This window comes from Novosphingobium sp. (assembly GCF_025351285.1).
Classification (GTDB): Bacteria; Pseudomonadota; Alphaproteobacteria; order Sphingomonadales; family Sphingomonadaceae; genus Novosphingobium.
Genome location: NZ_JANXWG010000142.1, coordinates 16,621 through 38,401 on the forward strand (window position 1 = coordinate 16,621; position 21,781 = coordinate 38,401).

General features: G+C 66.3%; 18 protein-coding genes, 1 tRNA gene and 1 pseudogene. 15 read left to right on the plus strand and 5 right to left on the minus strand.

Annotated elements, in window-relative coordinates; genetic code table 11:
* The first annotated feature begins 123 nt into the window (after positions 1-123).
* The 6 genes from Q0R16_RS17280 to Q0R16_RS17305 are packed head-to-tail and all read left to right on the plus strand — an operon-like array spanning position 124 to position 7,508.
* Positions 124-795 (plus strand): GntR family transcriptional regulator, encoded by a 672-nt coding sequence (locus Q0R16_RS17280; protein ID WP_295639065.1) that lies wholly within the window; start codon positions 124-126, stop codon positions 793-795.
* On the plus strand, positions 792-1,715 hold the full coding sequence (locus Q0R16_RS17285; protein ID WP_295639068.1) for a hydroxymethylglutaryl-CoA lyase: 924 nt from the start codon (positions 792-794) through the stop codon (positions 1,713-1,715). The genes Q0R16_RS17280 and Q0R16_RS17285 overlap by 4 nt, the downstream gene beginning before the upstream one ends.
* Positions 1,716-1,721: 6 nt before the next feature.
* Positions 1,722-3,770, plus strand: coding sequence for a hydantoinase/oxoprolinase family protein (locus Q0R16_RS17290; RefSeq protein WP_295639071.1), 2,049 nt, complete (start codon positions 1,722-1,724; stop codon positions 3,768-3,770).
* A gap of 27 nt (positions 3,771-3,797) precedes the next feature.
* The gene (locus Q0R16_RS17295) at positions 3,798-5,678 is read left to right on the plus strand and encodes a hydantoinase B/oxoprolinase family protein (protein WP_295639074.1); all 1,881 of its coding nucleotides are present in this window, start codon (positions 3,798-3,800) and stop codon (positions 5,676-5,678) included.
* Between the two features lie 4 nt (positions 5,679-5,682).
* Positions 5,683-6,873: a CoA transferase gene (locus tag Q0R16_RS17300; RefSeq protein WP_295639077.1), complete on the plus strand. Its 1,191-nt coding sequence runs from the start codon at positions 5,683-5,685 to the stop codon at positions 6,871-6,873.
* Positions 6,873-7,508, plus strand: coding sequence for an isochorismatase family protein (locus tag Q0R16_RS17305; protein ID WP_295639079.1), 636 nt, complete (start codon positions 6,873-6,875; stop codon positions 7,506-7,508). Before Q0R16_RS17300 ends, Q0R16_RS17305 begins: the two co-directional genes overlap by 1 nt.
* Before the next feature lie 89 nt (positions 7,509-7,597).
* On the opposite strand, the gene Q0R16_RS17310 is transcribed toward Q0R16_RS17305, so the two are convergent.
* The 3 genes and pseudogenes from Q0R16_RS17310 to Q0R16_RS17320 form a co-directional block, all read right to left on the minus strand.
* Positions 7,598-7,684 (minus strand) — tRNA-Leu (locus Q0R16_RS17310).
* Positions 7,685-7,882: 198 nt separating this feature from the next.
* Positions 7,883-8,788, minus strand: a complete 906-nt coding sequence (locus Q0R16_RS17315) for a thioredoxin (RefSeq protein WP_295639139.1) — start codon at positions 8,786-8,788, stop codon at positions 7,883-7,885.
* A gap of 114 nt (positions 8,789-8,902) precedes the next feature.
* A pseudogene (locus Q0R16_RS17320) lies at positions 8,903-9,025 on the minus strand (MJ0042-type zinc finger domain-containing protein); the annotation flags it as partial.
* Positions 9,026-9,135: 110 nt separating this feature from the next.
* On the opposite strand from Q0R16_RS17320, the gene ftsE reads away from it, so the two are divergent.
* From ftsE to Q0R16_RS17345, 5 genes are read left to right on the plus strand one after another with little or no spacing between them, the layout of a single operon-like run.
* Positions 9,136-9,879 (plus strand): cell division ATP-binding protein FtsE, encoded by a 744-nt coding sequence (gene ftsE, locus Q0R16_RS17325; protein WP_295639082.1) that lies wholly within the window; start codon positions 9,136-9,138, stop codon positions 9,877-9,879.
* Positions 9,879-10,790: a cell division protein gene (locus tag Q0R16_RS17330; RefSeq protein ID WP_295639085.1), complete on the plus strand. Its 912-nt coding sequence runs from the start codon at positions 9,879-9,881 to the stop codon at positions 10,788-10,790. Before ftsE ends, Q0R16_RS17330 begins: the two co-directional genes overlap by 1 nt.
* Positions 10,787-11,317, plus strand: coding sequence for a YdcF family protein (locus tag Q0R16_RS17335; RefSeq protein ID WP_295639088.1), 531 nt, complete (start codon positions 10,787-10,789; stop codon positions 11,315-11,317). The genes Q0R16_RS17330 and Q0R16_RS17335 overlap by 4 nt, the downstream gene beginning before the upstream one ends.
* Positions 11,314-12,054, plus strand: coding sequence for a lysophospholipid acyltransferase family protein (locus tag Q0R16_RS17340; RefSeq protein ID WP_295639091.1), 741 nt, complete (start codon positions 11,314-11,316; stop codon positions 12,052-12,054). The genes Q0R16_RS17335 and Q0R16_RS17340 overlap by 4 nt, the downstream gene beginning before the upstream one ends.
* The gene (locus Q0R16_RS17345) at positions 12,051-13,325 is read left to right on the plus strand and encodes an NRAMP family divalent metal transporter (RefSeq protein WP_295639093.1); all 1,275 of its coding nucleotides are present in this window, start codon (positions 12,051-12,053) and stop codon (positions 13,323-13,325) included. Before Q0R16_RS17340 ends, Q0R16_RS17345 begins: the two co-directional genes overlap by 4 nt.
* Positions 13,326-13,372: 47 nt before the next feature.
* Here the strand turns inward: Q0R16_RS17345 and Q0R16_RS17350 are convergent, their stop codons facing one another.
* Positions 13,373-14,284 (minus strand): prephenate/arogenate dehydrogenase family protein, encoded by a 912-nt coding sequence (locus Q0R16_RS17350; RefSeq protein ID WP_295639096.1) that lies wholly within the window; start codon positions 14,282-14,284, stop codon positions 13,373-13,375.
* Positions 14,281-15,399 (minus strand): histidinol-phosphate transaminase, encoded by a 1,119-nt coding sequence (locus Q0R16_RS17355; RefSeq protein ID WP_295639098.1) that lies wholly within the window; start codon positions 15,397-15,399, stop codon positions 14,281-14,283. The genes Q0R16_RS17350 and Q0R16_RS17355 overlap by 4 nt, the downstream gene beginning before the upstream one ends.
* Positions 15,400-15,497: 98 nt before the next feature.
* Between Q0R16_RS17355 and Q0R16_RS17360 the strand changes: the two genes are divergently transcribed.
* The 4 genes from Q0R16_RS17360 to Q0R16_RS17375 all read left to right on the plus strand — a co-directional run bounded on the left by Q0R16_RS17360 (position 15,498) and on the right by Q0R16_RS17375 (position 21,667).
* Positions 15,498-16,628, plus strand: coding sequence for a homoserine O-acetyltransferase (locus Q0R16_RS17360; RefSeq protein ID WP_295639101.1), 1,131 nt, complete (start codon positions 15,498-15,500; stop codon positions 16,626-16,628).
* An 8-nt stretch (positions 16,629-16,636) separates the two neighbouring features.
* Entirely contained in the window at positions 16,637-17,245 is a 609-nt protein-coding gene (gene metW, locus Q0R16_RS17365; RefSeq protein ID WP_295639104.1) for a methionine biosynthesis protein MetW, read from the plus strand.
* Positions 17,246-17,437: 192 nt separating this feature from the next.
* Positions 17,438-18,643, plus strand: coding sequence for a hypothetical protein (locus Q0R16_RS17370; RefSeq protein ID WP_295639107.1), 1,206 nt, complete (start codon positions 17,438-17,440; stop codon positions 18,641-18,643).
* Positions 18,644-18,766: 123 nt separating this feature from the next.
* Positions 18,767-21,667 carry a pitrilysin family protein gene (locus tag Q0R16_RS17375; RefSeq protein WP_295639110.1) on the plus strand — a complete coding sequence of 967 codons (2,901 nt, stop codon included), beginning with the start codon at positions 18,767-18,769 and terminating at the stop codon, positions 21,665-21,667.
* Positions 21,668-21,781 lie beyond the last annotated feature (114 nt).

Genomic DNA, 21,781 nt, shown 5'->3' on the forward strand with positions numbered 1-21,781 from the left:
TCCCTGTTGACCAGTGCTGCCCGATTCTTGCCCGGCGAATTTTCGCGCCGGGCCGATCACAGCTTGCTACACCTGCAGTCTATTGTATACAAACGGTCAAGGTCAAGCCATTTGGGAGTGATAATGTCGCGTGCCACTGACCGCGCCTACGCCGGCATCCGCAACATGATCCTGTCCGGCGAACTGCCGGCTGGATCACAGTTGGGTGAAGAGGCGCTGGCCGAACGCTGCGGCGTTTCGCGCACCCCCGTGCGTGATGCCTTGCGCCGGCTGGAAGGCGAACTGCTGGTCAAGCGCAATGAAGCGCAGCGCAGCTTCGTGGCGGCCTGGTCCCTGGCCGATGTGGAGGACGCGTTCGAACTGCGCGCAATGCTCGAAGGCCACGCCGCACGCCGCGCGGCGGAGCGGATCGACGATGTCACGCTCGAAGCCTTGCGCGCCTGCAACAACGCCATCGGCCGGGCGGTGCGCGCCGATCCGCCCGACGTGGCGGGCTTCCTCGAAGGCAACCGCGAATTCCATGCGGTAATTCTCGAAACCGCGCAATCGCGGCGGCTGGCATCGCTGCTCGGCTCGCTGATCGAACAGCCGGTGGTGTGGCGCACCGCGCACCACTACGGCCGCGAAGCCCTGCGACGTTCGCACAGCGAACACGATGAACTTCTCGCGGCTTTTGCGCGCCGCGACGGGGCATGGGCGCAGGCGATCATGGCCTCACACATCCACCGCGCGTTCCACGCTTACGCTGATGCCCACCATGGCTTGTCGGCGATCGATGGGCCGCGATCGGCATGACTGATTTGTATACATCGTCGATCGAGATGGTCGAAGTCTCACCGCGCGACGGACTCCAGAACGAGAAGGCTGCGATTTCAACTGCGGACAAGCTTGTGCTGATCGACCACGCGATCGCAGCGGGGTCTCGCCGGATCGAGGTGACCAGCTTCGTCAACCCACGCGCGGTACCGCAGATGGCTGATGCCGAAGCGGTTTGTGCGGGGCTGCCAATGCGCGAGGATGTGACTTACATCGGCCTCGTAATGAACCAGCGCGGTGCCGATCGGGCACTAGCCACCGGGCGGATCGACCAGCTCGGCGCGGTAGCGGTCAGCACCGATACCTTTGCGATGGCCAACCAGGGCCAGACCAGCCAGGGCTCAATCGAAGCGGCCAGCGCAATCATCGCCAGCGCGCGTGCGGCGGGCAAGACGGGGCAAGCCACGATCGGAGCAAGCTTCGGATGCCCGTTCGAAGGCGAAGTCTCCGAAGATCGGGTGGAGGCGATGGCCGTCGCGCTCGCCGCCGCGGGCGCAATCGAGATCGGGCTGGCGGACACCATAGGCGTCGCCAACCCGGCGCATGTCGCGCGGCTGGTGGCGCGGGTTGGCGCGGCACTCGCGCCGCTGCCGGTGCGAGTGCATTTCCACAACACGCGCGGGACCGGCCTTGCCAACGTCTGGGCGGCGCTGGGCGCGGGAGCGACGATCGTCGATGCCTCGATCGGCGGGCTCGGCGGCTGCCCGTTCGCGCCGGGCGCGGCGGGCAACGTCTCGACCGAGGATGTCGTCTTTATGCTGGAGCGCGCTGGCACTGCCACCGGGCTCGACCTCTCACGCCTGATCGCGGCCAATCACTGGCTGGCCGGGGTCATGGATCGCAGATTGCCCGGGATGGTGGCGCACACGCCGGCCTTCCCCAAGATTCTTACGGAGTAATACGGAATGGGTTATCGCCTGGGCGTCGACGTCGGTGGCACGTTCACCGACCTGCTGCTGTTCAACGTCGAGACCGGCGCGTTCTGGCGGCACAAGACGCCGTCCACCCCGCACGATTCGTCCGAGGGCATCCTGACCGGGGTGACCGCGATCTGCGCGGCCGCCGCGATCGAGCCGAGCGCGATCGACTATTTCCTCCACGGCACCACGGTCGCCACCAATGCCGTGCTCGAAGGGAAGGGCGCGCGGGTCGGGCTGGTGACGACCGAGGGCTATCGCCACGTGATGCAGATCGCGCGCAGCTATGTGCCGGGCGGCCTCGCGGCGTGGATCATCTGGCCCAAGCCGACCCCACTCGCCGCGCTGGAAGACACCGTAACGATCAAGGGCCGGATCAACGCTAAAGGCCAGGAACTGCGTCCGCTCGATGAGAGCGACGTGCGCGAGCAGCTTGGCTTCCTGAAATCGCAGGGCGTCGAGGCGATCACGGTCAGCCTGATCAATGCCTACGCCAGCGGCGCGCACGAAGCCCGCGTCGGCGTAATCGCGGCCGAGATCCTGCCCGGCGTGCCGATCTCGCTCAGCCACGAAGTCCTGCCCGAAATGCAGGAATACGAGCGCACGCTGACCACCGTCGCCAACGCCGCGGTGCGCCCGGTGGTGGGAAAGTACGTCTCGAACTTGCGCGCCAAGCTGGCTGATGCGGGCATGGCGGGCAAGCTCTCGCTGCTGCGCTCGGACGGCGGGTTGATGAGCGCGCTGAAGGCCGAGGAGCACCCGGTCAACATACTGATGTCGGGTCCGGCGGGCGGGGTGACCGGGGCGCTGTGGGTGGGCAGGAATGCCGGCATCCGCAATATCCTCACGCTCGACGTGGGTGGCACCAGCACCGACGTGGCGCTTATCGAAAACCTCGAACCACGCCGCCAGCGCACCACCGAAGTCGGCCACTTGTCGGTCCGCGCATCGGCGCTCGACGTGAAAACCGTGGGCGCGGGGGGTGGATCGATCGCCTATGTGCCCGAATTGACGAAGGCGTTGCGCGTGGGTCCGCAGAGCGCGGGCGCGGTGCCGGGGCCGGTGGCTTACGGCAAGGGCGGTGAATTGCCGACAGTGACCGACGCCAACGTTGTGCTCGGTTACCTCCCCGAAAACCTCCTGGGCGGCAGCTTCAAGCTAGACCGCGAGGGCGCCAAGAAGGCCGTGCAGACCATTGCCGACGCGCTCGGCATCGACCTGATGGCGGCGGCGCGCGGGATCATCGACATCGTCAACGAGAACATGTTCGGCGCGCTGCGCATGATCTCGGTGCAGCAGGGCTACGATCCGCGCCACTTCGCGCTGATGGGTTTTGGTGGCGCCGGGCCGCTCCATGTCAACGCGGTCGCGCGGCTGATGGGAAGCTGGCCGGCGATTTCACCCGTGTCGCCCGGCGTGCTGTGTGCCCTGGGTGATGCGACCACGCGGATGCGCACCGAGACCGCGCGCAGCTTCTCGCGGCTCGCCAGCCAGACGCAGGCCGAGGACCTGATCGCGATCCTCGACGAAATGGCCGCGCAGACCCGCGCTGACCTCATCAGCGACGGCGTACACGAAGCCGAGATCACCAGCGAGTTCGAGATCGACGTGCGCTACTCAGGGCAAGCCTTCGAAGTGCCGCTGACGATCACCGCCGATGTGCTGCGCGCCGATGGCGTGGCGGGCGTGCTCAAGCGTTTCGACGAGGAACACCACCGGCTGTTCACCTTCAACATGGATACCCCGCATGAAATCGTGAACTTGCGCGCGGTGGCGCTGGGCAAAGCGCTCGACCTGCCGGCAGTCGAATTGCCCGCTGGCGACGGCGATCCATCAGACGCCAAGATGCGCGATCACACGCTGTGGATGGACGGGCGGGAACAGGCGGCGGTGATCTACGATCGCGCCAAGCTGCGCGCCGGCGACGTGATCCCCGGCCCCGCGATCGTGATCGAAATGGATTCGACCACGCTGATCGAAAGCGGCTGCACCGCCACGGTCGACCGCGTCGGCAACATCCTGATCAACCTGGCCTGAATCGGTAAAGCACCGGGAGCACGAACCATGCCTGCAACCATTGTCCAGACCAACCCGACCCCGTTCAACAAGATCGTGATCGACCCGGTCACGCTCGACATCATCGAGAACGCGCTGCGCAATGCGCGGATCGAGATGGACGCCACGCTTGTGCGCACCGCGATGTCGCCGGGTATCCGCGAACAGGGTGACGCCTTCCCGCTGATCGCCGATCACACCGGCAAGATGATCGTCGGCCAGTTCGGCAGCTTCATCGGCGGTTTCCTCAACCAGTTCGACGGCACGCTGGAGGACGGAGACATGATCTTCCTGTCCGATCCCTATAGCTGCGGGGGCGCGGTCAGCCATTCGAACGACTGGCTGGTGCTGCTGCCGGTGTTCAAGGACGGGCGACTGATCGCCTACACCGCAATGTTCGGGCACATGTCCGATATCGGCGGCAAGGTAGTCGGTTCGATGCCGATCAACGCGCGTTCGATCTTCGAGGAAGGCGTGCGCATCCCGCCGGTCAAGATCTGGAAGGCCGGTGAATATAACTCCGACCTGATGAAGCTGGTGATGCACCAGACGCGCAAGCCCGATTGGTGCCAGGCCGATCTCAACGCGCTGATCGCCGCGTGCCGGGTGGCCGCGCGGCGGGTGATCGAGATGGCGACGCGGTTCGGCGATGACGTTTATGTCTCGGCCACGCAGGAACTGCTTGGCCGAAACCACCGCGCGATGCAGGAGCTGATCGGCATGGCGATCGCCGAGGAACCCGTCAGCTTCGAAGACTATATCTGCGATGACGGCGTGGGTTACGGCCCCTACAAGATCAAGTGCACGATGTGGCGCGAGGACGGAAAGGTGGTGCTCGATTTCGCGGGCACCGATCCGCAATCGGCCGCCTCGATCAACTTCTTCCTCAACGAAAACATGTTCCGCATGTTCTTCGGCATTTACATGATCATGGTGTTCGATCCGCAGATCCTGTTCAACGACGGGTTCTACGACCTTATCGACGTGCGCATTCCCGAAGGCTCGCTGCTCAAGCCGAAGTTTCCGGCCGCGCTGTCGGGCCGCACGCATGCCCTCGGCCGCATCTTCGACATCCTGGGCGGGCTGCTCGGGCAGAAGACCCCCGAATTCCTCAACGCCGCCGGGTTCAGCTCCAGCCCGCACTTGTTCTATTCGGGCAACGACACCCGCCCCGGCAAGAATGGCGAGTGGTTCCAGCTCTTCCAGATCGGCTTCGGCGGCATTCCCGGCCGACCGCTGGGCGATGGGCCCGATGGCCACTCGCTGTGGCCGGGCTTCACCAACGTGCCCAACGAGTTCCTCGAACGCTATTTCCCGATGCTGATCGAACGCTACGAGACCGAGCCCGACAGCGGCGGCGCCGGACTGCACCGCGGCGGCAACGGCATCCGCATGACTTACCGCCTCCTGAGCCCAGGCACGATCTCGATCCACGATGATCGCTGGTTTGTGCCTCCGTGGGGCGTCAATGGCGGGCATCCGGGCCAGCGCGCGCGCAAGATCCTGGAGAAGGCCGATGGCACGCAAGTCATCGTGGGCAACAAGGTCGAGGACGTGACGGTCGAGGTCGATGACCAGTTGCACTTCATCACCTGGGGCGGCGGCGGCTGGGGTGATCCGCTGGAGCGCGATCCCGCGCTGGTCGGCAAGGAGATCACGCAAGGCCTGGTCACACCTGCGGGCGCGCGCGCTTATGGCGTGGTGGCCGATGCGCGTGGGCAGGTCGATGCCGCCGCGACCGAGGCATTGCGCGCCGAAATTCGAGGCTCGCGCGGCGATCTCAAGCTGTTCGATTATGGCCCGTCGATCGAGGATTTGCGCGCCAACTGCATGGCGGAAACCGGCCTGCCCGCACCGATCCAGCCGGTCTGGCTGGAAGCTGCGGAGTAAGCGCGTGACCAATGCAGGAGCACTCGCGGGAATCCGCGTCATTGAACTCGGCCAGTTGCTAGCCGGTCCGTTCTGCGGGCAATTGCTGGGCGACATGGGCGCCGACGTGATCAAGGTCGAACCACCGGGCGCGGGCGACCAGATGCGCGATTGGGGCCAGGGCGCGGTCAAGGTCCAGTGGGAAGTGATCGCGCGCAACAAGCGCTCGGTCTCGGCCAATATGCGCGTGCCCGCAGGCCAGGCGCTGGTGCGAGAACTGATCCGCCACGCCGACGTGGTGGTCGAGAACTTCAAGCCCGGCACGCTGGAGAAATGGGGCCTCGATCCCGCGCAATTGATCGCCGACCAGCCGGGCCTGATCGTCGCCCGGATGTCGGGCTACGGCCAGAGCGGGCCATATTCAGACCGTGCCGGGTTCGGCGGGATCGGCGAAGCGATGGGCGGGTGGCGTTATATCGTGGGCGAACCCGATCGCGCGCCCAGCCGCATGGGCGTTTCGATCGGCGACACGATCACCGCGACTTATGGCTGCATGGGCGTGCTCGCCGCGCTGCACCACCGCGACAAGACCGGGCAGGGCCAGGTGATCGATGCCGCGCTGTACGAAAGCGTGTTGCAGGTGATGGAAGGGCTGATCCCCGAATACGATCACAGCGGCTTGATCCGCGAACGCTCGGGCTCGATCCTGCCGGGCATCGCGCCGTCGAACGTCTATGGCTGCAAAGACGGCGAATACATGATCGGCGCCAACAAGGATTCGCTGTGGAAGCGGTTGGCCGTGGCGATGGGCCGGCCCGAACTGGGTGACGATCCACGCTATGCCACGCACCTTGCGCGCGGCGAGCATCAGGCCAAGCTGGACGCGCTGATCAACGCCTGGACGGCCACCCTGTCGGTAGACGAAGTCGATGCGCTGATGATCGCCAATTCGATTCCCGCCGGCCGGGTTTATCGCGCGCCCGAAATGCTCGCCGATCCGCATTTCCAGGCGCGGCAGTCGATCATCGAGGTGGAGACCGAGCGGTTCGGCCCGCTCAAGATGCAGGGCACGTTTCCCAGGCTGTCGGCCACGCCCAGCAGCGTGCGCCGGCCCGCGCCGAGCAAGGTCGGGCAACACAATGCTGAAATCTATGGCGAATTGCTCGGGCTGGACAAGGCGGCGTTGGCTGCGCTTGAACAAGCGGGCACGATCTGATGGCAACAGGGGAGGCCGACGCCGCCAGCAACTACCGCGGCACGTTCGACGGGCACTTGCCGTTCGGGCAAAGCCCCGCGCTGTTGATCATCGACGTGGTCATGGCCTATCTCGATCCCGCCTCGCCGCTCTACGCCGGCGTCGAAGCGGCGCTGGCAAGCTGCGAACGGTTGGTGAGCGCCGCGCGCAAGGCCGGCATCCCGGTGATTTTCACCAATGTCGAATATGCGCCCGGCGGGATTGATGGCGGTGTGTTCTACCGCAAGGTGCCCGCGTTGCAGGCCTTCGTGCGCGGATCGCCGCTTGGCGCGTTTCCGCCCTCGCTTCAGCCGCTCAACCACGAACTGGTAGTGACCAAGCAATATGCTTCGGCCTTTTTCGGCACCTCGCTCGCCTCGACGCTGACCGCGCAAGGTGTCGACTGCGTCCTGATCGGCGGCTTCTCCACCTCCGGCTGCGTCCGCGCAACCGCGCTCGATGCCTGCCAGAACGGCTTCCTGCCCTTCGTCGTCAGCGATGCTTGCGGCGACCGCCACCCCGCCCCGCACGCGGCCAACTTGTTCGACTTGGCTGCCAAATATGCCGAAGTGATCGATGAGGCCGCCGCGCTGGAATTGTGCCGCATCGCAGACTGAGGGCCCGATCGGCAACCCCTTTGGTCACCAACCAGCTTGGCGCGCCATGCGCTCGATGCTTGTTCTGGAGTGGGGTTTCCCGGACTGTCTGGTGCGGTCGAGAAGACTCGAACTTCCACGGGCTTTCGCCCACAACGACCTCAACGTTGCGCGTCTACCAGTTCCGCCACGACCGCAAAATCGACAGGGCAAGCGTGCATTTGCTGAGCAATTGCAGCCCGGACCCCCGGGGTAGGAGGGGGCCATTAGCAAAGGGGTTTGACCCGCGCAACCGCCAATCGTCCGCGCACTTCCTGCGGGGATTTTAGAAGCTGGCTCCGGGAAATTCGTGAGGGTTCGTCAGACCGGCCAAACGCCGGCGCGAACCAGCAGCGCTATTCGGGCTTCCAGCCGATCTCGGCGAAGCGGGCGCTGCGCGGCACGTCGGTGCGCGCTTCGTTGATGGTCATGCTTTCACCGGGGGCAAGATCGCGCCGCGGCGGCGCGATGTCCCACTGGTAGACGATCCTGTCGCCGGCATCGCGCAGCACCAGACGCAGGCCGGGCACATGCTGCGCGGTGCGGCCGACATTGGTGATGGTGCCGCTGGCGCCGAAGTATTCGGCGCCGCCGGGCAGCATCCGCCGTTCCTGCCGCGCGGGCGGGAACGACAGATGCAGATCGGCGTGCGCCTCGCCGAACACCTTGTGCTGCCCCGGCAACCAGTCTGGCAACCCGAAGCTGGCCACAGCAGCGGTAAGCGCAAGCAGCGCAGCGGCAAACACCAGCGTGGCCATGAGCCATACTTTCGCCATGTTGCGGCGCGGCGCGAACGGCGGGCCGCGATCGAACGGCGAGCTCTCGTCGACCTGGGCATGGCGCAGGTTCTCGCCGGCATTATCGGGCGAAAGCGGCGGCACGGTCGCTTCGGGGTCGTCGAGCGCCGGAACAGGGCTGCGGGCCGGAACAGGGCTGCGGGTCTGTGCGGGTACCGGAGCGGGCATCGGGGCGGGAGCACTTTCGCCCTGCCCCGGATCACTGCGCAGCGGTTCGAGCATGATCTGCGTGCGCGGACGCTGCGCCATCGTTTCGACCGAATAATCGCCGCCAGGATCGGGCACGGCGGCAGCAATCGCGCCTGCCGGGCCGCCCGCAGCCACCGGAATAGCCCGCGCACTGCCTGCATCCAGCGGCGATTCCTGCCAGTTGATGCGCCCCTTGAGCGCGGCAATTTCGCCAGGGGGTGCACCATCAGGGGGCGCCTGGGCAGCGGACGACTCTGACTGGGGCATGTTCGACATGGTGCCTCCCTCCGTGCTTGCGGATGTGGGACTTGCGACCTCGGGACTTGATGCCAATGGTTGTTGTGGTTGCGCTTCTGATTCGGGCGGCGCAACCGTTTCGGCCATAGCGCCTTGCGGGCCATCCTGGAACCAACTGTGGCGACACTTGGCACAGCGCACGACGCGCCCGTCAATGCCGATCGCACTGTCAGGGACGACATAGCGTGTACCGCAGGCTGGGCAGGAAAGGATCATCGCAGCATCAGCTTAAACATCCTGCACCGCCATGGCACAAGGGCGATGCGCGCCATCGGCTTGCGATGATGCCTTTTTTCCACACCCATTCCCGCATATAGGCCCCAGTGATGAGTTCGCAGCCTGCCGAGATCACCCGCTTCGACAACGTCGGGCTGCGCTATGGCACCGACAAGGAAGTGCTGACCGACATCAGCTTCACCTTGTTTCCCGGTACGTTCTATTTCCTGACGGGCGCCAGCGGCGCGGGCAAGACTTCGCTGCTCAAGCTGCTCTACCTCGCGCAGCGCCCCTCGCGCGGGTTGATCCGCATGTTCGGAACCGATTCGATCACGCTGCCGCGCGAACAGTTGCCGCTGCTGCGCCGCCGGCTGGGAGTGGTGTTCCAAGACTTCCGGCTGGTGCCACACTTGTCGGTTTACGATAACATCGCGCTGCCCTTGCGCGTATCGGGCTATGGCGAACGCGAAATCGCCTCGGCGGTCGGCGACATGCTCGACTGGGTGGGGCTGGCCGATCGGCGCGACGGCCGCCCCGCCACGCTTTCGGGCGGGGAACAACAGCGCGTCGCGATAGCGCGCGCGGTGATCGCGCGCCCCGATATCCTCGTGGCCGACGAACCCACCGGCAACGTCGACCCCGAAATGGCGCTGAAGCTGCTGCGCCTGTTCGAGGCGCTCAACCGCCAGGGCACAACCGTGGTGGTCGCCACGCACGATGTTCACCTGATCCGCCACGTGGCCGAACCGCTGATCATGCGGCTCGACAAGGGTCGGCTTTCGGATCCCACCGGCGCGCTTCGCTATCCGCCGCGCCCATCGGCATCGGGCAATTCTGGCCGAGCGGGAAGCTGATGGCAGGCAAACAAACCGCCGCCGCGCGCTGGGGCGCCGAAGCCGCGCTGTTGCCGCCGGTGCGCGCCGGCGGGCCGATGCCATGGGTGATCGCGATCATGATCGCGTTGACCGTGATCGCGGCGGCGAGCGGGCTGTCCTTGCGCAATGCCGCACACGCCGCCAGCGCCGACCTTTCGGGCGGGCTGACCGTACAGATCGTCCACGCAGCCCCGGCCGAGCGGGATCGCCAGGGGCTCGCCGCGCAACGCGTTCTGAAACAGACGCCGGGCGTGGCCTCGGTGCGGCTTGTTCCGCAAGGCGAACTCGATACGCTGCTCGAACCCTGGCTCGGCACCAGGCCGGGTGATGGCGTGGAAGGGTTGCCGATCCCGGCGCTGATCGACGTTGCCTTGTCCGGCCCGGCTACGCCGGCGCGGGTGGAAAGCTTGCGCGTCGCGCTGGCTGCCGTGGCGCCGGCGGCGCGGGTCGATGCCCAGGCGGCGTGGCTGGCGCCGGTGTTCGGCGCGATCGGCGCGCTGCAATGGCTGGCGGGCGGTCTGATCGCGCTGCTCGCGGTGGCGACCGCCGCGGCGGTGCTGCTGGCCGCGCGCAACACACTGGGCACACAGCGCGAAACGATCGAGATCGTCCATATGCTCGGCGGCACCGACGCGCAGATCGCGCGCGGGGTGCAGCGCGGGGTGGCGGTTCAGGCGGCGAGCGGCGGGGTGGTCGGTCTTGCCCTCGGAATCATCGGCGTGTTCCTGCTCGGCCGCAGCTTTTCTGCGCTCGGGTCAGGGTTGGTCGCAAGCGGCGGGCTGCACCTGACCGACTGGCTGATGATCGCGCTGATCCCGCTGGCGGGTGTGGCGCTGGCGGTGCTTACCGCGCGGCTGACCGTGCTCGCCGCGCTGCGCCGGTTTCTGTGATCACGCGTTTTATCCTGATCGTGGCGGTGGGCTGGCTGCTGGGACTGACCTGGTTCGCTGTGCTCGTCCCGCATGCGGCCGGCACCGTGCAGACCGATGGCGTGGTGGTGCTGACCGGCGCGCCGGGGCGGATCCAGCGCGGGATCGAGGCGCTCGACAAGGGCTGGACCGATCGGATGCTGGTTTCGGGGGTGGACCGCGAGGTCAAGCCCAACGAATTCGCCGCCGAATACCATCTGGGCCGCGCCACCATGAAGTGCTGCGTGGAACTGGGCTACCGCTCGACCGACACGCGCACCAATGCGCTTGAAGCCGCGCGCTGGATTGCAGCCAACCATCTCAGATCGGTGCGGCTGGTGACGACCGACTGGCACATGCGCCGCGCCGCCTTCGATCTCGCATCGGTGGCGCCGAAAGGCACGCACATCATCGAGGACGCGGTGCGATCCAAGCCAGAGCCACGCACCTTGCTGGTCGAATACAACAAGCTGCTTGCGCGGCGCATCGCGGTGTGGCTGGGATCGTGAAGGAACCCCGTACCAGCGCGCTTACTGTGCTGCGCAACCTGCTGTTCTATCCCGCGTTCTACATCGGCAGCATTCCCTATGTCCTGTGGGCCACGCTGCGCATCTTCAAGCCGCACGCGGATTACAACGATTTCGCCAGGGCGGCGACCGCCTGGTGTCGCTTCCATCGCCGTTGTGCGCGCGTTATTCTGGGCATCGCGGTAATCGAGGACGGCCCGCGCCCGGATACCCGCCTGCCCGAAGGCCGCGTGCTTTACGCGATGAAGCACGAAAGCTTCTTCGAAGCGCTCGACGCGGTCAATTTCCTGCGCAACCCGGTGGTCTTCGCCAAGCAGCAATTGCTGAGCATCCCACTGTGGGGCCGGGTGGGCAAGCATTACGGGCTGGTCGCGGTGGATCGTGCAGCGGGCGCCAAGGCGCTGCGCGCGATGCTGACCGAAGCGCGCCAACGCACTGCCGATGGCCGCCCGCTGCTGATTTTCCCCGAAGGCACGCGCGTACCCCACGGCACCTGCCCGCCGCTGCAATCGGGCTTTGCCGGGCTGTACAAGCTGCTGGCGCTGCCGGTGGTGCCTGTCGCGGTCGATTCGGGCCCGCTCTATCACCGCTGGTGGAAGCGATCGGGCACGATCCACTACCGCTTCGGCGATCCGATCCCGCCCGGCCTGCCCCGCGCCGAAATCGAAGCACGCGTGCTTGCCGCGATCAACGTGCTGAACACGACGGAAACCGAATGACCGATCCACGACGCGTTGACTCCGATCAACCGCCGCGCGGCCTGCTGGCGAAGCTGGGCCCCGGCCTGATCACCGGCGCGGCCGACGACGATCCCAGCGGCATCGGCACGTACAGCCAGGTCGGTGCACAATTCGGTTACCAACTCGCCTGGACCATGCTGTTCAGCTATCCGCTGCTGGTCTCGATCCAGGCGATCTGCGCACGAATCGGCGCGGTGACGGGCAAGGGCATTGCCGGTAACTTGCGCGACCATTACCCGCGCCCGGTCCTCCAGTTGGCGGTGCTGCTGCTGGTGGTTGCCAACGTCATCAACCTGGGCGCCGACATCGGCGCTATGGCCGAGACGCTGGGGCTGCTCGTCCCAGGGCCGCTGCTGCTCTATACGTTCTTGTTCGGGCTGCTCTCGGTCGTTCTTGAGGTGTGGCTAAGCTACGATCGCTATGCCGGCGTGCTCAAGTGGACCACCGCCTCGCTGCTCGCCTACGTCGGCGTGGTGTTCGTCAGCAAGGTTCCACTGGGGGCGGCGCTGCGCGGGATCGTATTGCCCGGCTTCACGCTCGACAAGGCGCATACGATGGGGCTGGTGGCGGTGCTTGGCACCACGATCAGCCCGTACCTGTTTTTCTGGGAGGCAAGCGAGGAAGTAGAGGAACTGCACAAGCACAAGTCGCCTCCGCTGCGCGACGCGCCCGAACAGGCCGGGGCGGACCTCGACCGCATCGGTGCCGACAACCTGGCGGGCATGGCCTATTCGCAAGTAATCGCGATCTTCATCATCGTGGCCACCGCCGCCACGCTCCACGCGCACGGCATCACCCAGATTACCAGCGCGGCGCAAGCCGCACAGGCATTGCGGCCGATCGCAGGCGTGTTCACGTTCGCATTGTTCGCCGCCGGGATCATCGGCATCGGGCTGCTCGCGGTCCCGGTGCTGGCCGGATCATGCGCCTATGCCGTCAGCGAAACCTTCGGCTGGACGGAGGGGCTTGATCGGCGCGCGCGCGATGCGAGGGCGTTCTACGCCGTGATCGCGCTTGCCACGCTGGGCGGTTTCCTGCTCAACCTGCTACGCATCGATCCGATGATCGCGCTTTACTGGGCGGCGGTGGTCAACGGATTGCTGGCCGCGCCGCTGTTACTGCTGATCATGCTGCTCGCGCGCAATCCCAAGGTAATGGGCGAACTGACCATTCCGCGCTGGCTGTCGCTGGGCGGCTGGGCGGGCACGGTGGTGATGGCCGTGGTCGGCGTATTGTTTCTTGTGACGTGATCGTGTTGTTTCGAAATTCGCTCTTTCGCGAATTTTGAAACAGACCCTCAGTGATCCCCGCGCCCGAAATCGGGCCGTGCATCGTCCTGGCCTTCGGCGATGATCGAGCGGCGGATCGCGCGGGTGCGGGTGAATTGGTCGAACAGCGCTTCGCCATCGCCCACCCGGATCGCGCGCTGCAACGCGGTCAGGTCCTCGGAAAAGCGCTGGAGCATTTCGAGCACCGCATCCTTGTTCGACAGGAACACGTCGCGCCACATCGTGGGATCAGATGCGGCAATGCGCGTGAAATCGCGGAAACCGCCGGCCGAATACTTGATGACCTCGCTTTGCGTGACATCCTCCAGATCCGAGGCGGTGCCGACGATGGTATAGGCGATCAAGTGCGGCAGGTGACTGGTAACGGCCAGCACCAGATCGTGGTGCGCGGCATCCATCACCTCGACATTGGCGCCGAGCGCTTCCCAGAACGCGCCGACCTTCCCGACCAACGCCGGGTCGGCATCTGCGGGCGGGGTGACAATGCACCAGCGGTGGCGGAACAGGCTGGCGAAGCCGGCGTCCGGGCCTGAATTCTCGGTGCCCGCAACCGGGTGCGCGGGGATCACTGCCAAGCCGGGAAGCGCATCGCCCAGCGCCTTGGCCACCGACACCTTGCAACTGCCGACATCGCTGATCACCGCGTGGCGCGGGACTGCGCCCGCGATGGCCAGTGCGGCCTCGCTCATGGCGCCGGGTGGCACGCAGAATACCACCAGATCGGCATCGCGCACCGCCTCGGCCGCAGTGTCGCAGACCGTGTCGACCAAGCCCCGTTCAGCGGCGCGCCGGCGGTTGACGGGGGCGAGATCGAAGCCGGTGGTGACCGCATCGGGCAGGAATTCGCGCACCGCAAGGCCCACCGATCCGCCGAGCAGACCCAGCCCGATCACCGCAATGGTCTTGAAGGGCGCAGTCACTTCGCGGCCTCGACCATCGCAACGAGCACATCGGCGATTGCATCCATCTGCTCGCGCGTGCCGATCGTAATGCGAAGGCCATGCGGCAGCCCCTGCCCCGGCAGCCAGCGCACGATAGTGCCGGCCGCGGCCAGCCCGTTGTACGCCACCTCCGCAGTCAGCCCGCCCTCGAACAGCACCAGCACGAAGTTGGCCTCACTCGGCAGCGGTCGCAGGCCGTGGTTGCCGAGCGCGGTGAGCCGTTCGACGAACCGCGTGCGCTCCACCCGATTGTGTGCGCGTGAATGCGCCACGAAATCCTGGTCACTCACCGCCGCCAGCGCGCTCGCTTGCGCGGTGTTGTTGACGTTGAACGGCCCGCGCAAACGGTTGAGCACTTCGACCAGTTCGGGCGCCCCGGTGCCCCAGCCTACGCGCTCGCCCGCAAGGCCATAGGCCTTCGAAAACGTGCGAGTCACCAGCACGTTGCCATGCGCCGCCGCCAGCTCGAGACTGCCATCGTCATCCGCCGGATCGACATATTCGGCATAAGCCTGGTCGAGCACCAGCAGCACGCTGCCCGGCAGCCCTGCGTGCAGCCGCGCAAGATCGGCGCGGCTCATGTAGCTACCGGTCGGATTGTTGGGGTTGGCCACGAACACCACGCGCGTCCGCTCGGTCACGCAACCCAGCAGCACATCGACATCGGTGCCGTAATCGTGATCGGGCGCCACCACCGCAGTCGCACCGCAGCGGCGCACGGCAATATCGTAAAGCGAGAAGCCATAGCGGACATAAAGTACCTCGTCGCCCGGCCCTGCAAACGCGCTTGCTGCCACGGTCAACAGCTCGCCCGAGCCGGTGCCGCACACGATCCGTGCCGGGTCGATACCGTGCAAGGTCCCCAGCGCGCGACGCAGATCGGTGCTATCGGGATCGGGATACAACGCCGGCTCCATCGCCTGCGCGCGCGCCGCCAGCGCGGCCGGACTGCACCCCAACGGGTTCTCATTGGCCGAAAGCTTGACCAGCGGCCGCCCGTCCGCACCACTCGACTTGCCCGGCACATAGGCATGGATTTCGGAAATCCAGGGCTTGGGTTGCGGGGTTGTCGAAGCTGCGGTTGCGTCTGCCATGATGGCGCGCGCCTTAGCGGGTGCAGCCGGGCAGGGAAAGACGCACTTGTCGGCCGAAGTTGACAGCCGCCCCGCTTTGCCGCCATCGCGCGTCCACCATGGCCGATGCCGCCCTTCTCCACGCCAGCAAGCGCCTGACCTTGCCCGACCCGCTGCCGCTTGACAGCGGGCAAAGCCTCGCGCCGGTCGAGATCGCTTACGAGACCTATGGCGAATTGAACGCCGACAAATCCAACGCGATCCTCGTCTGCCACGCGCTGACCGGCGACCAGTTCCTTGCCAGCAACCACCCGATCACCGGCAAGCCGGGCTGGTGGGTGCGGATGGTCGGCCCGGGAAAACCGATCGACACCAGTCGCTTCCACGTGATCTGCGCCAATGTGATCGGCAGTTGCATGGGCTCGACCGGGCCCGCGAGTCTCGCGGTCGATGGCGCGCCTCACGCAATGCGCTTTCCCGTCATCACCATCCGCGACATGGTGCGCGGACTGGTGGCGATGCTCGATGCGCTGGGGATCGGCTCCTTGCACGCCGTCGTCGGCGGATCGATGGGCGGGATGCAGGCGTTGAGCTTCGCCTCGCACTGGCCCACCCGCACCCGCGCGGCGCTGGTGATCGCCAGCGCAGCCCGCCAATCGGCGCAGAACATCGCGTTCCACGAAGTCGGCCGTCAAGCGATCATGGCCGACCCGGCGTGGGAAAACGGCGACTATTACGCGTCCGGAAAAGGTCCGGAAAAAGGCCTCGCGGTCGCGCGGATGGCGGCGCACATCACGTACCTCTCCGAACAGGCGATGCACGAGAAGTTCGGCCGGCGCTTGCAAGACCGCCCGGATGGAACAAGGGGGGCCAAGACCTTCGGTTTCGACGCCGATTTCCAGGTGGAGAGCTATCTGCGCCACCAGGGCCTCGCCTTCACCGACCGGTTCGATGCCAACTCATACCTCTACATCACCCGCGCGATGGACTATTTCGACCTGGCCGAAGAACACGGCGGCAAGCTGGCGGCGGCCTTCGCGGGCACCAGAACGCGGTTCTGCCTGGTCAGCTTCGACACCGACTGGCTCTACCCCACTGCCGAATCGCGCAGCGTCGTCCACGCCCTGAACGCGGCCGGTGCAGCCGTGAGCTTCGTCGAACTGAGCGCGCCGTTCGGGCACGATTCGTTTCTGCTCGACGTGCCCGCGCTCGATCGCGTGGTGACGGGGTTCCTCGGGGCCGATCGATGACATCAAGCTTGAGAGCGCCCTCCGGCGCCGGCGCGCTGCGCCCCGACCTGGCAATCATCGCCGCCAATGTCGCGCCGGGATCGCGCGTGCTCGATGTCGGCTGCGGCGATGGAGACCTGATGGCGGCGCTGCAACGGGATCGCAACGCCGATGCACGCGGGATGGAACTCGATTCAGCCAGCGTGGCCACATGCGTGTCGCGCGGGCTGTCGGTGATCCAGGGCGATGCCGACGTGGACCTGGCCGATTATCCCGATCACGCCTTCGATTACGCAATCCTGAGCCAGACATTGCAGACCACGCGACGGCCCGACCTGGTGCTCGAACACCTGCTGCGGATCGGGCGCAAGGCGTTCGTGTCGTTCCCCAATTTCGCGCACTGGCGGGTGCGGCTGTCGTTGCTGTGGGGCGGGCGCATGCCCGTGACGCGGCTGCTGCCCGTGGCGTGGTACGAAACACCCAACATCCACCACGTGACGGTCGACGATTTCCGGGCGCTGGTGGCGACACGGGGCATCGTGCTCGAACGCGCGTGGTTCCTCAACGGCGATCGCGAAACCAGCGCCGCCGCCGCCAACTTCCGCGCCGAACACGCGGTGTTCCTGATGTCGCGCTGACAGCTGTTTCTTACTTGTTGTAATTAATTGATGCGCATTGTTCCATCATCCTGGCGCACTTTTGTTACCGTCTGTCGCAATACATGCCAAATGGCGCCTTTACCGTTTGCGCTTACCAGCCACGCAAAGGCAGCCTTCACCTACTCGGGCGGATCAGGATGGCCTGTGCAAAACAATGGGGGGTGCAGCATCATGAAACACAAATTTCCGGGTATCGCGATCGGGTTCGCGGCGCTGGCTTTCGGCGGAGCGTTCGGCACCACCGCGCAAGCCCAGTCGGCCACCGCGCTGGAACGCAGCGGCAACGTGTTCCACAAAGCCGCCTGCTCGCACGCAGTGGCACCGGGTGAGGCCTATTGCCACGCGCATGTGGTCACCGATTCGGCGGGCAACGAAAAAGAAGGCAAGAACGGCAACGCCGCACCCAACGTGACGCCTGGTGGCTTCAGCCCGGCAAGTCTCAGGACGGCCTACAAGGTCACGGGAACCGGCACCGGTACGATTGCGATCGTCGATGCCTATGGCTACTCGAACGCCGAAGCCGATCTTGCCACCTATCGCGCGCAATACGGGCTGCCAGCCTGCACCACCGCCAACGGCTGCTTCCGCAAGGTCGATCAGAACGGCGGCACCAGCTATCCGCGCGCCAACACCGGCTGGGCCCAGGAACAGGCGCTCGAGGTCGACATGGCCAGCGCGATGTGCCCCACCTGCAAGATCCTGCTGGTGCAATCGTCGAGCGCAACTCTCGCCAACCTCGCAGCCGGGGTCAGCACTGCGGCCAGGCTGGGCGCGATCGTCATTTCGAACAGCTATGGCGGCGGCGAAGCCGGTTCGAGCGCTTACTCCGCGGTCTACAGCCAGCCCGGCATCGCGGTGACCGTCAGCAGCGGCGATAGCGGCTATGGCGTGCAGTTCCCCGCCTCGGCGCCCGGTGCGATCGCAGTCGGCGGCACGCATCTGGTCCAGGACACCAGCACCCGCGGCTGGACCGAAACGGCGTGGAACGGGGCTGGCAGCGGCTGCAGCGCCACATTTCCCAAGCCCGGCTTCCAGACCGACGGCCTCTGCGCATTCCGCATGGAAGCCGACATCTCCGCCGTGGCTGATCCCGCCACCGGCGTGGCTGTTTATGGTCCCACCGGCACCGGCTCCAAGTCGGGCTGGCTCGTGTTCGGCGGCACCAGCGTCGCTGCGCCACTGGTTGGCGGAATCTACGCCGCCTACAACCTCCATCCCCAGGCCGCCGCCGGCATCTGGGCCAACCATGGCGTCGGGCAGAACGACGTGACCAGCGGCACCAACGGCACATGCGGCAGCACGTACTTGTGCACCGCGGGCGTCGGCTACGATGGCCCGACCGGTTGGGGCACACCCAGCGGGGCCACCGGCCTCTGATCGTTTCGATCGTTCGATGAAACACGGAACGGGCCGGCCATTGTGCCGGCCCGTTTCACATTGAGCCGGACGTCGAGCGCTGGGTGGTTTCGACGGCACGATTTTCGCGCTAGGTATGCCGCGATGATCATTTCCCTGGAACGCTTCGCCGCCACCGTGTTGACGCTTGCGCTGGTCGGTTGCGCCGCTGGCCCGCGCGCAGGCACCGCCTTGCCCACGCAACCAGGCTGGGCTTTCGAGAAAAGCGATCTCCCCGTCGATCCCGGCTATCGCTTCGGCCGGCTGGCCAACGGCATGCGCTATGTCGTCCGCCGCAACGCCACCCCCGCCGGCACCGCCGAAGTGAGGATGGAGATTTCCGCCGGATCGCTCGATGAACGCGACGATGAACGCGGCTTTGCCCACTTCGTCGAACACATGGCGTTCAACGGCAGCACCCACGTGCCCGAAGGCGAAATGGTTCATCTGCTCCAGCGCGAAGGCCTGGCGTTCGGCGCCGATACCAATGCCGAAACCAGCTTCGAACACACGCTCTACAAGCTCAACCTGCCGCGCGTGACGCCCAAGCTGGTCGACACCGCGCTCACGCTGATGCGCGAAACCGCCAGCGAACTGACGTTTGCGCCCGCCGCCGTATCGCGCGAACGCGGGGTGGTGCTGTCCGAACTGCGCGACGGGCGTGGCTATGCGCTCGACAACGTCAAGGACCAGCTCGCCTTTCTCCACCCGCGCGCGACATTCCCGCAGCGGCTGCCGATCGGCGTGCCCGAAACGCTCGACAAGGCCAGTGCCGCTTCGCTCACCGCGTTCTGGCGGCGCGAGTATGTGCCCGCGAAAACCACGGTGATCGTCGTCGGCGATCTCGATCCCGACGCGACCGAGGCCGACATCAAGCGACACTTCGACGATTGGCCCGCCGCATCGCCCGCCCCGCGCCCGTCGCAGGGCAAAGTCCAGCCATCGCGCAAGGGGCTGACCGGCGCCTTCATCCACCCCGCGCTGGCCGAACGCGTCACCGTGACCCGGCTGGGCAAGTGGCTTTACGAACCCGACACCGCCGCGCAACGCCGCACCGACCTGCTGCGCAGCCTGGGCTATGCGATCATCGACCGCCGGCTGACCCGGCTGGCACGGCAGCCCAAGCCCCCGTTCCGCGATGCGGGCTTCGGCACGTCGGACGTGTTCCGCATCGGGCGCAGCACCAACCTGGTGATCGACAGCCCCGACAACCGCTCGCTCGACGGCCTGACTGCCGCCGCCACCGCGCTGCGCAAGGCGTTGGCGCAAGGCTTCACCCAGGCCGAGGTGGATGAGCAATTGGCCAGCACGCGCCAGGCGCTCGAAGTGTCGGCAACCCGCGCCGATACCCGCAGCCACGCCGCGCTGGTGGCCGGGCTGCTGGTGCTGCTGCGCGATGATCGCGTGCCCGTCACCCCGGCCAATGCGCTCGAACGCTTCAACCAGTTCGCCCCGCAGATCACGCCGCAAGCCGTGTTCGCTGCCCTGAAATCCGAAAATGGGCGAAGCGAAGCGCTGCCGCTCGATGCGCCGCTGATCCGCTTCCAGGGCCGCAAGCTGCCCCCCGGCGGCACCGCCGCCTTGCGTGCGGCGTGGGACAAGGCATGGCACACCAAAATCGACCAGACCTCGTTGCTGGTGGCTGGCGGCGTGCCCGCAGCGGGCGGCCCCGATGCGGGCTTCGGCTATACCTCGTTCGGCACGCCGGGCACGGTGGTTTCGGACACGGTCGAACCGTTGTATGGCATCCGCGAACTGCGCTTTGCCAACGGCGTGCGGCTCAACCTGAAGCACACCGATCTCGACAAGGGCAGCGTGCTGGTGCGCGTGGCGCTTGACGGCGGACAGATGCTCGACACCCGCACCGACCCGATCGCCACCGAAATGATCGGAGTGTTCGCCGCGGGCGGCCTCGGCCTCCACAGCGAGGACGAACTGGAAACGCTGCTGGCCGGCCACACCGTTTCGGGCGGGCTCGGCCGCAGCCCCGAGACTTTCACCCAGCTTGCCGGCACCACGCCGAAAGATCTCCAGCTCGAATTGCAATTGCTGGCGGCTTACGTGACAGACCCCGGCTACCGGCCCGAGGGCGAATTGCGCTATCGGCAGAACACCGCCAACTACTTCCTGCGCTATCGCTCCACCCCCGACGGCGCCCTGGGCCACGCGCAAGGCGCCCTTCTGTCCGACGACGATCCGCGTTTCAGCTTCCGCAAGCTGGCCGATTACCAGGCGCTCAACTTCACGCGGCTCAAGGGCGTGATCGGTGATAGGCTGGCCAAGGGCGCGATCGAGATCGGCGTGGTCGGCGATATCAACGAAGCCGCGACCATCGCCGCGATTGCGAAAACCTTCGGCGCATTGCCCCCGCGCGAGCCCGAATTCCGGCCTTACACCGAACAGCGCCAGCGCCAGTTCACCGCCAAGCGCGGCCTCCAGGTGATCCGCCACGCCGGCGATCCCAGCCAGGCCACGATCAAGCTGGTCTGGCCCACGCGTGACGACAAGGACCCCGTCGAAACGCTGACGCTCGACTTGCTCCAGGAAGTGATGAAAAACGCAGTGCTCGAAACGCTGCGCGAGGCGCTGGGCAAGAGCTATTCGCCCGGCGCATCGAGCGTCGCTTCGTCGATCTACCCCGGCTACGGCACGTTTGCGATCCAGGCCTCGGTCGACGTCGCAGACGTGCCCGCCGCCCGCGCCGCGCTGGCCAAAACGGTGCAGGCGCTCAACGATGCCCCGATCGATGCCGATACGCTGCTGCGCTCGCGCGCTCCCATGCTCGAACGGTTCGACAATGTGCTCAAAACCAATTTCGGCTGGCTGGGCCTGACCGAGCGCGCGCAATCGAAAGCGCAATACCTCGATCGGCTGAAGCAGGCCAAGGCCGGCGTTGCCGCGCTGACCGCCGCCGACGTGCAACGCGAGGCGCGCAAGTACCTGATCCCGGGCAAGGCGGTGGAGCTGCTGGTCCTGCCCGATGGAGCGGCGGCGCCGGCGAAGTAAATACCGCGCCGCGACTGACGCCACAGGTCCCCCGCCCGCTTGCGGGAGGGGCTAGGGGTGGGCACTTCTTTTTCAAGGTGGTCTCATGACGCGGCCCACCCCCTAACCCCCTCC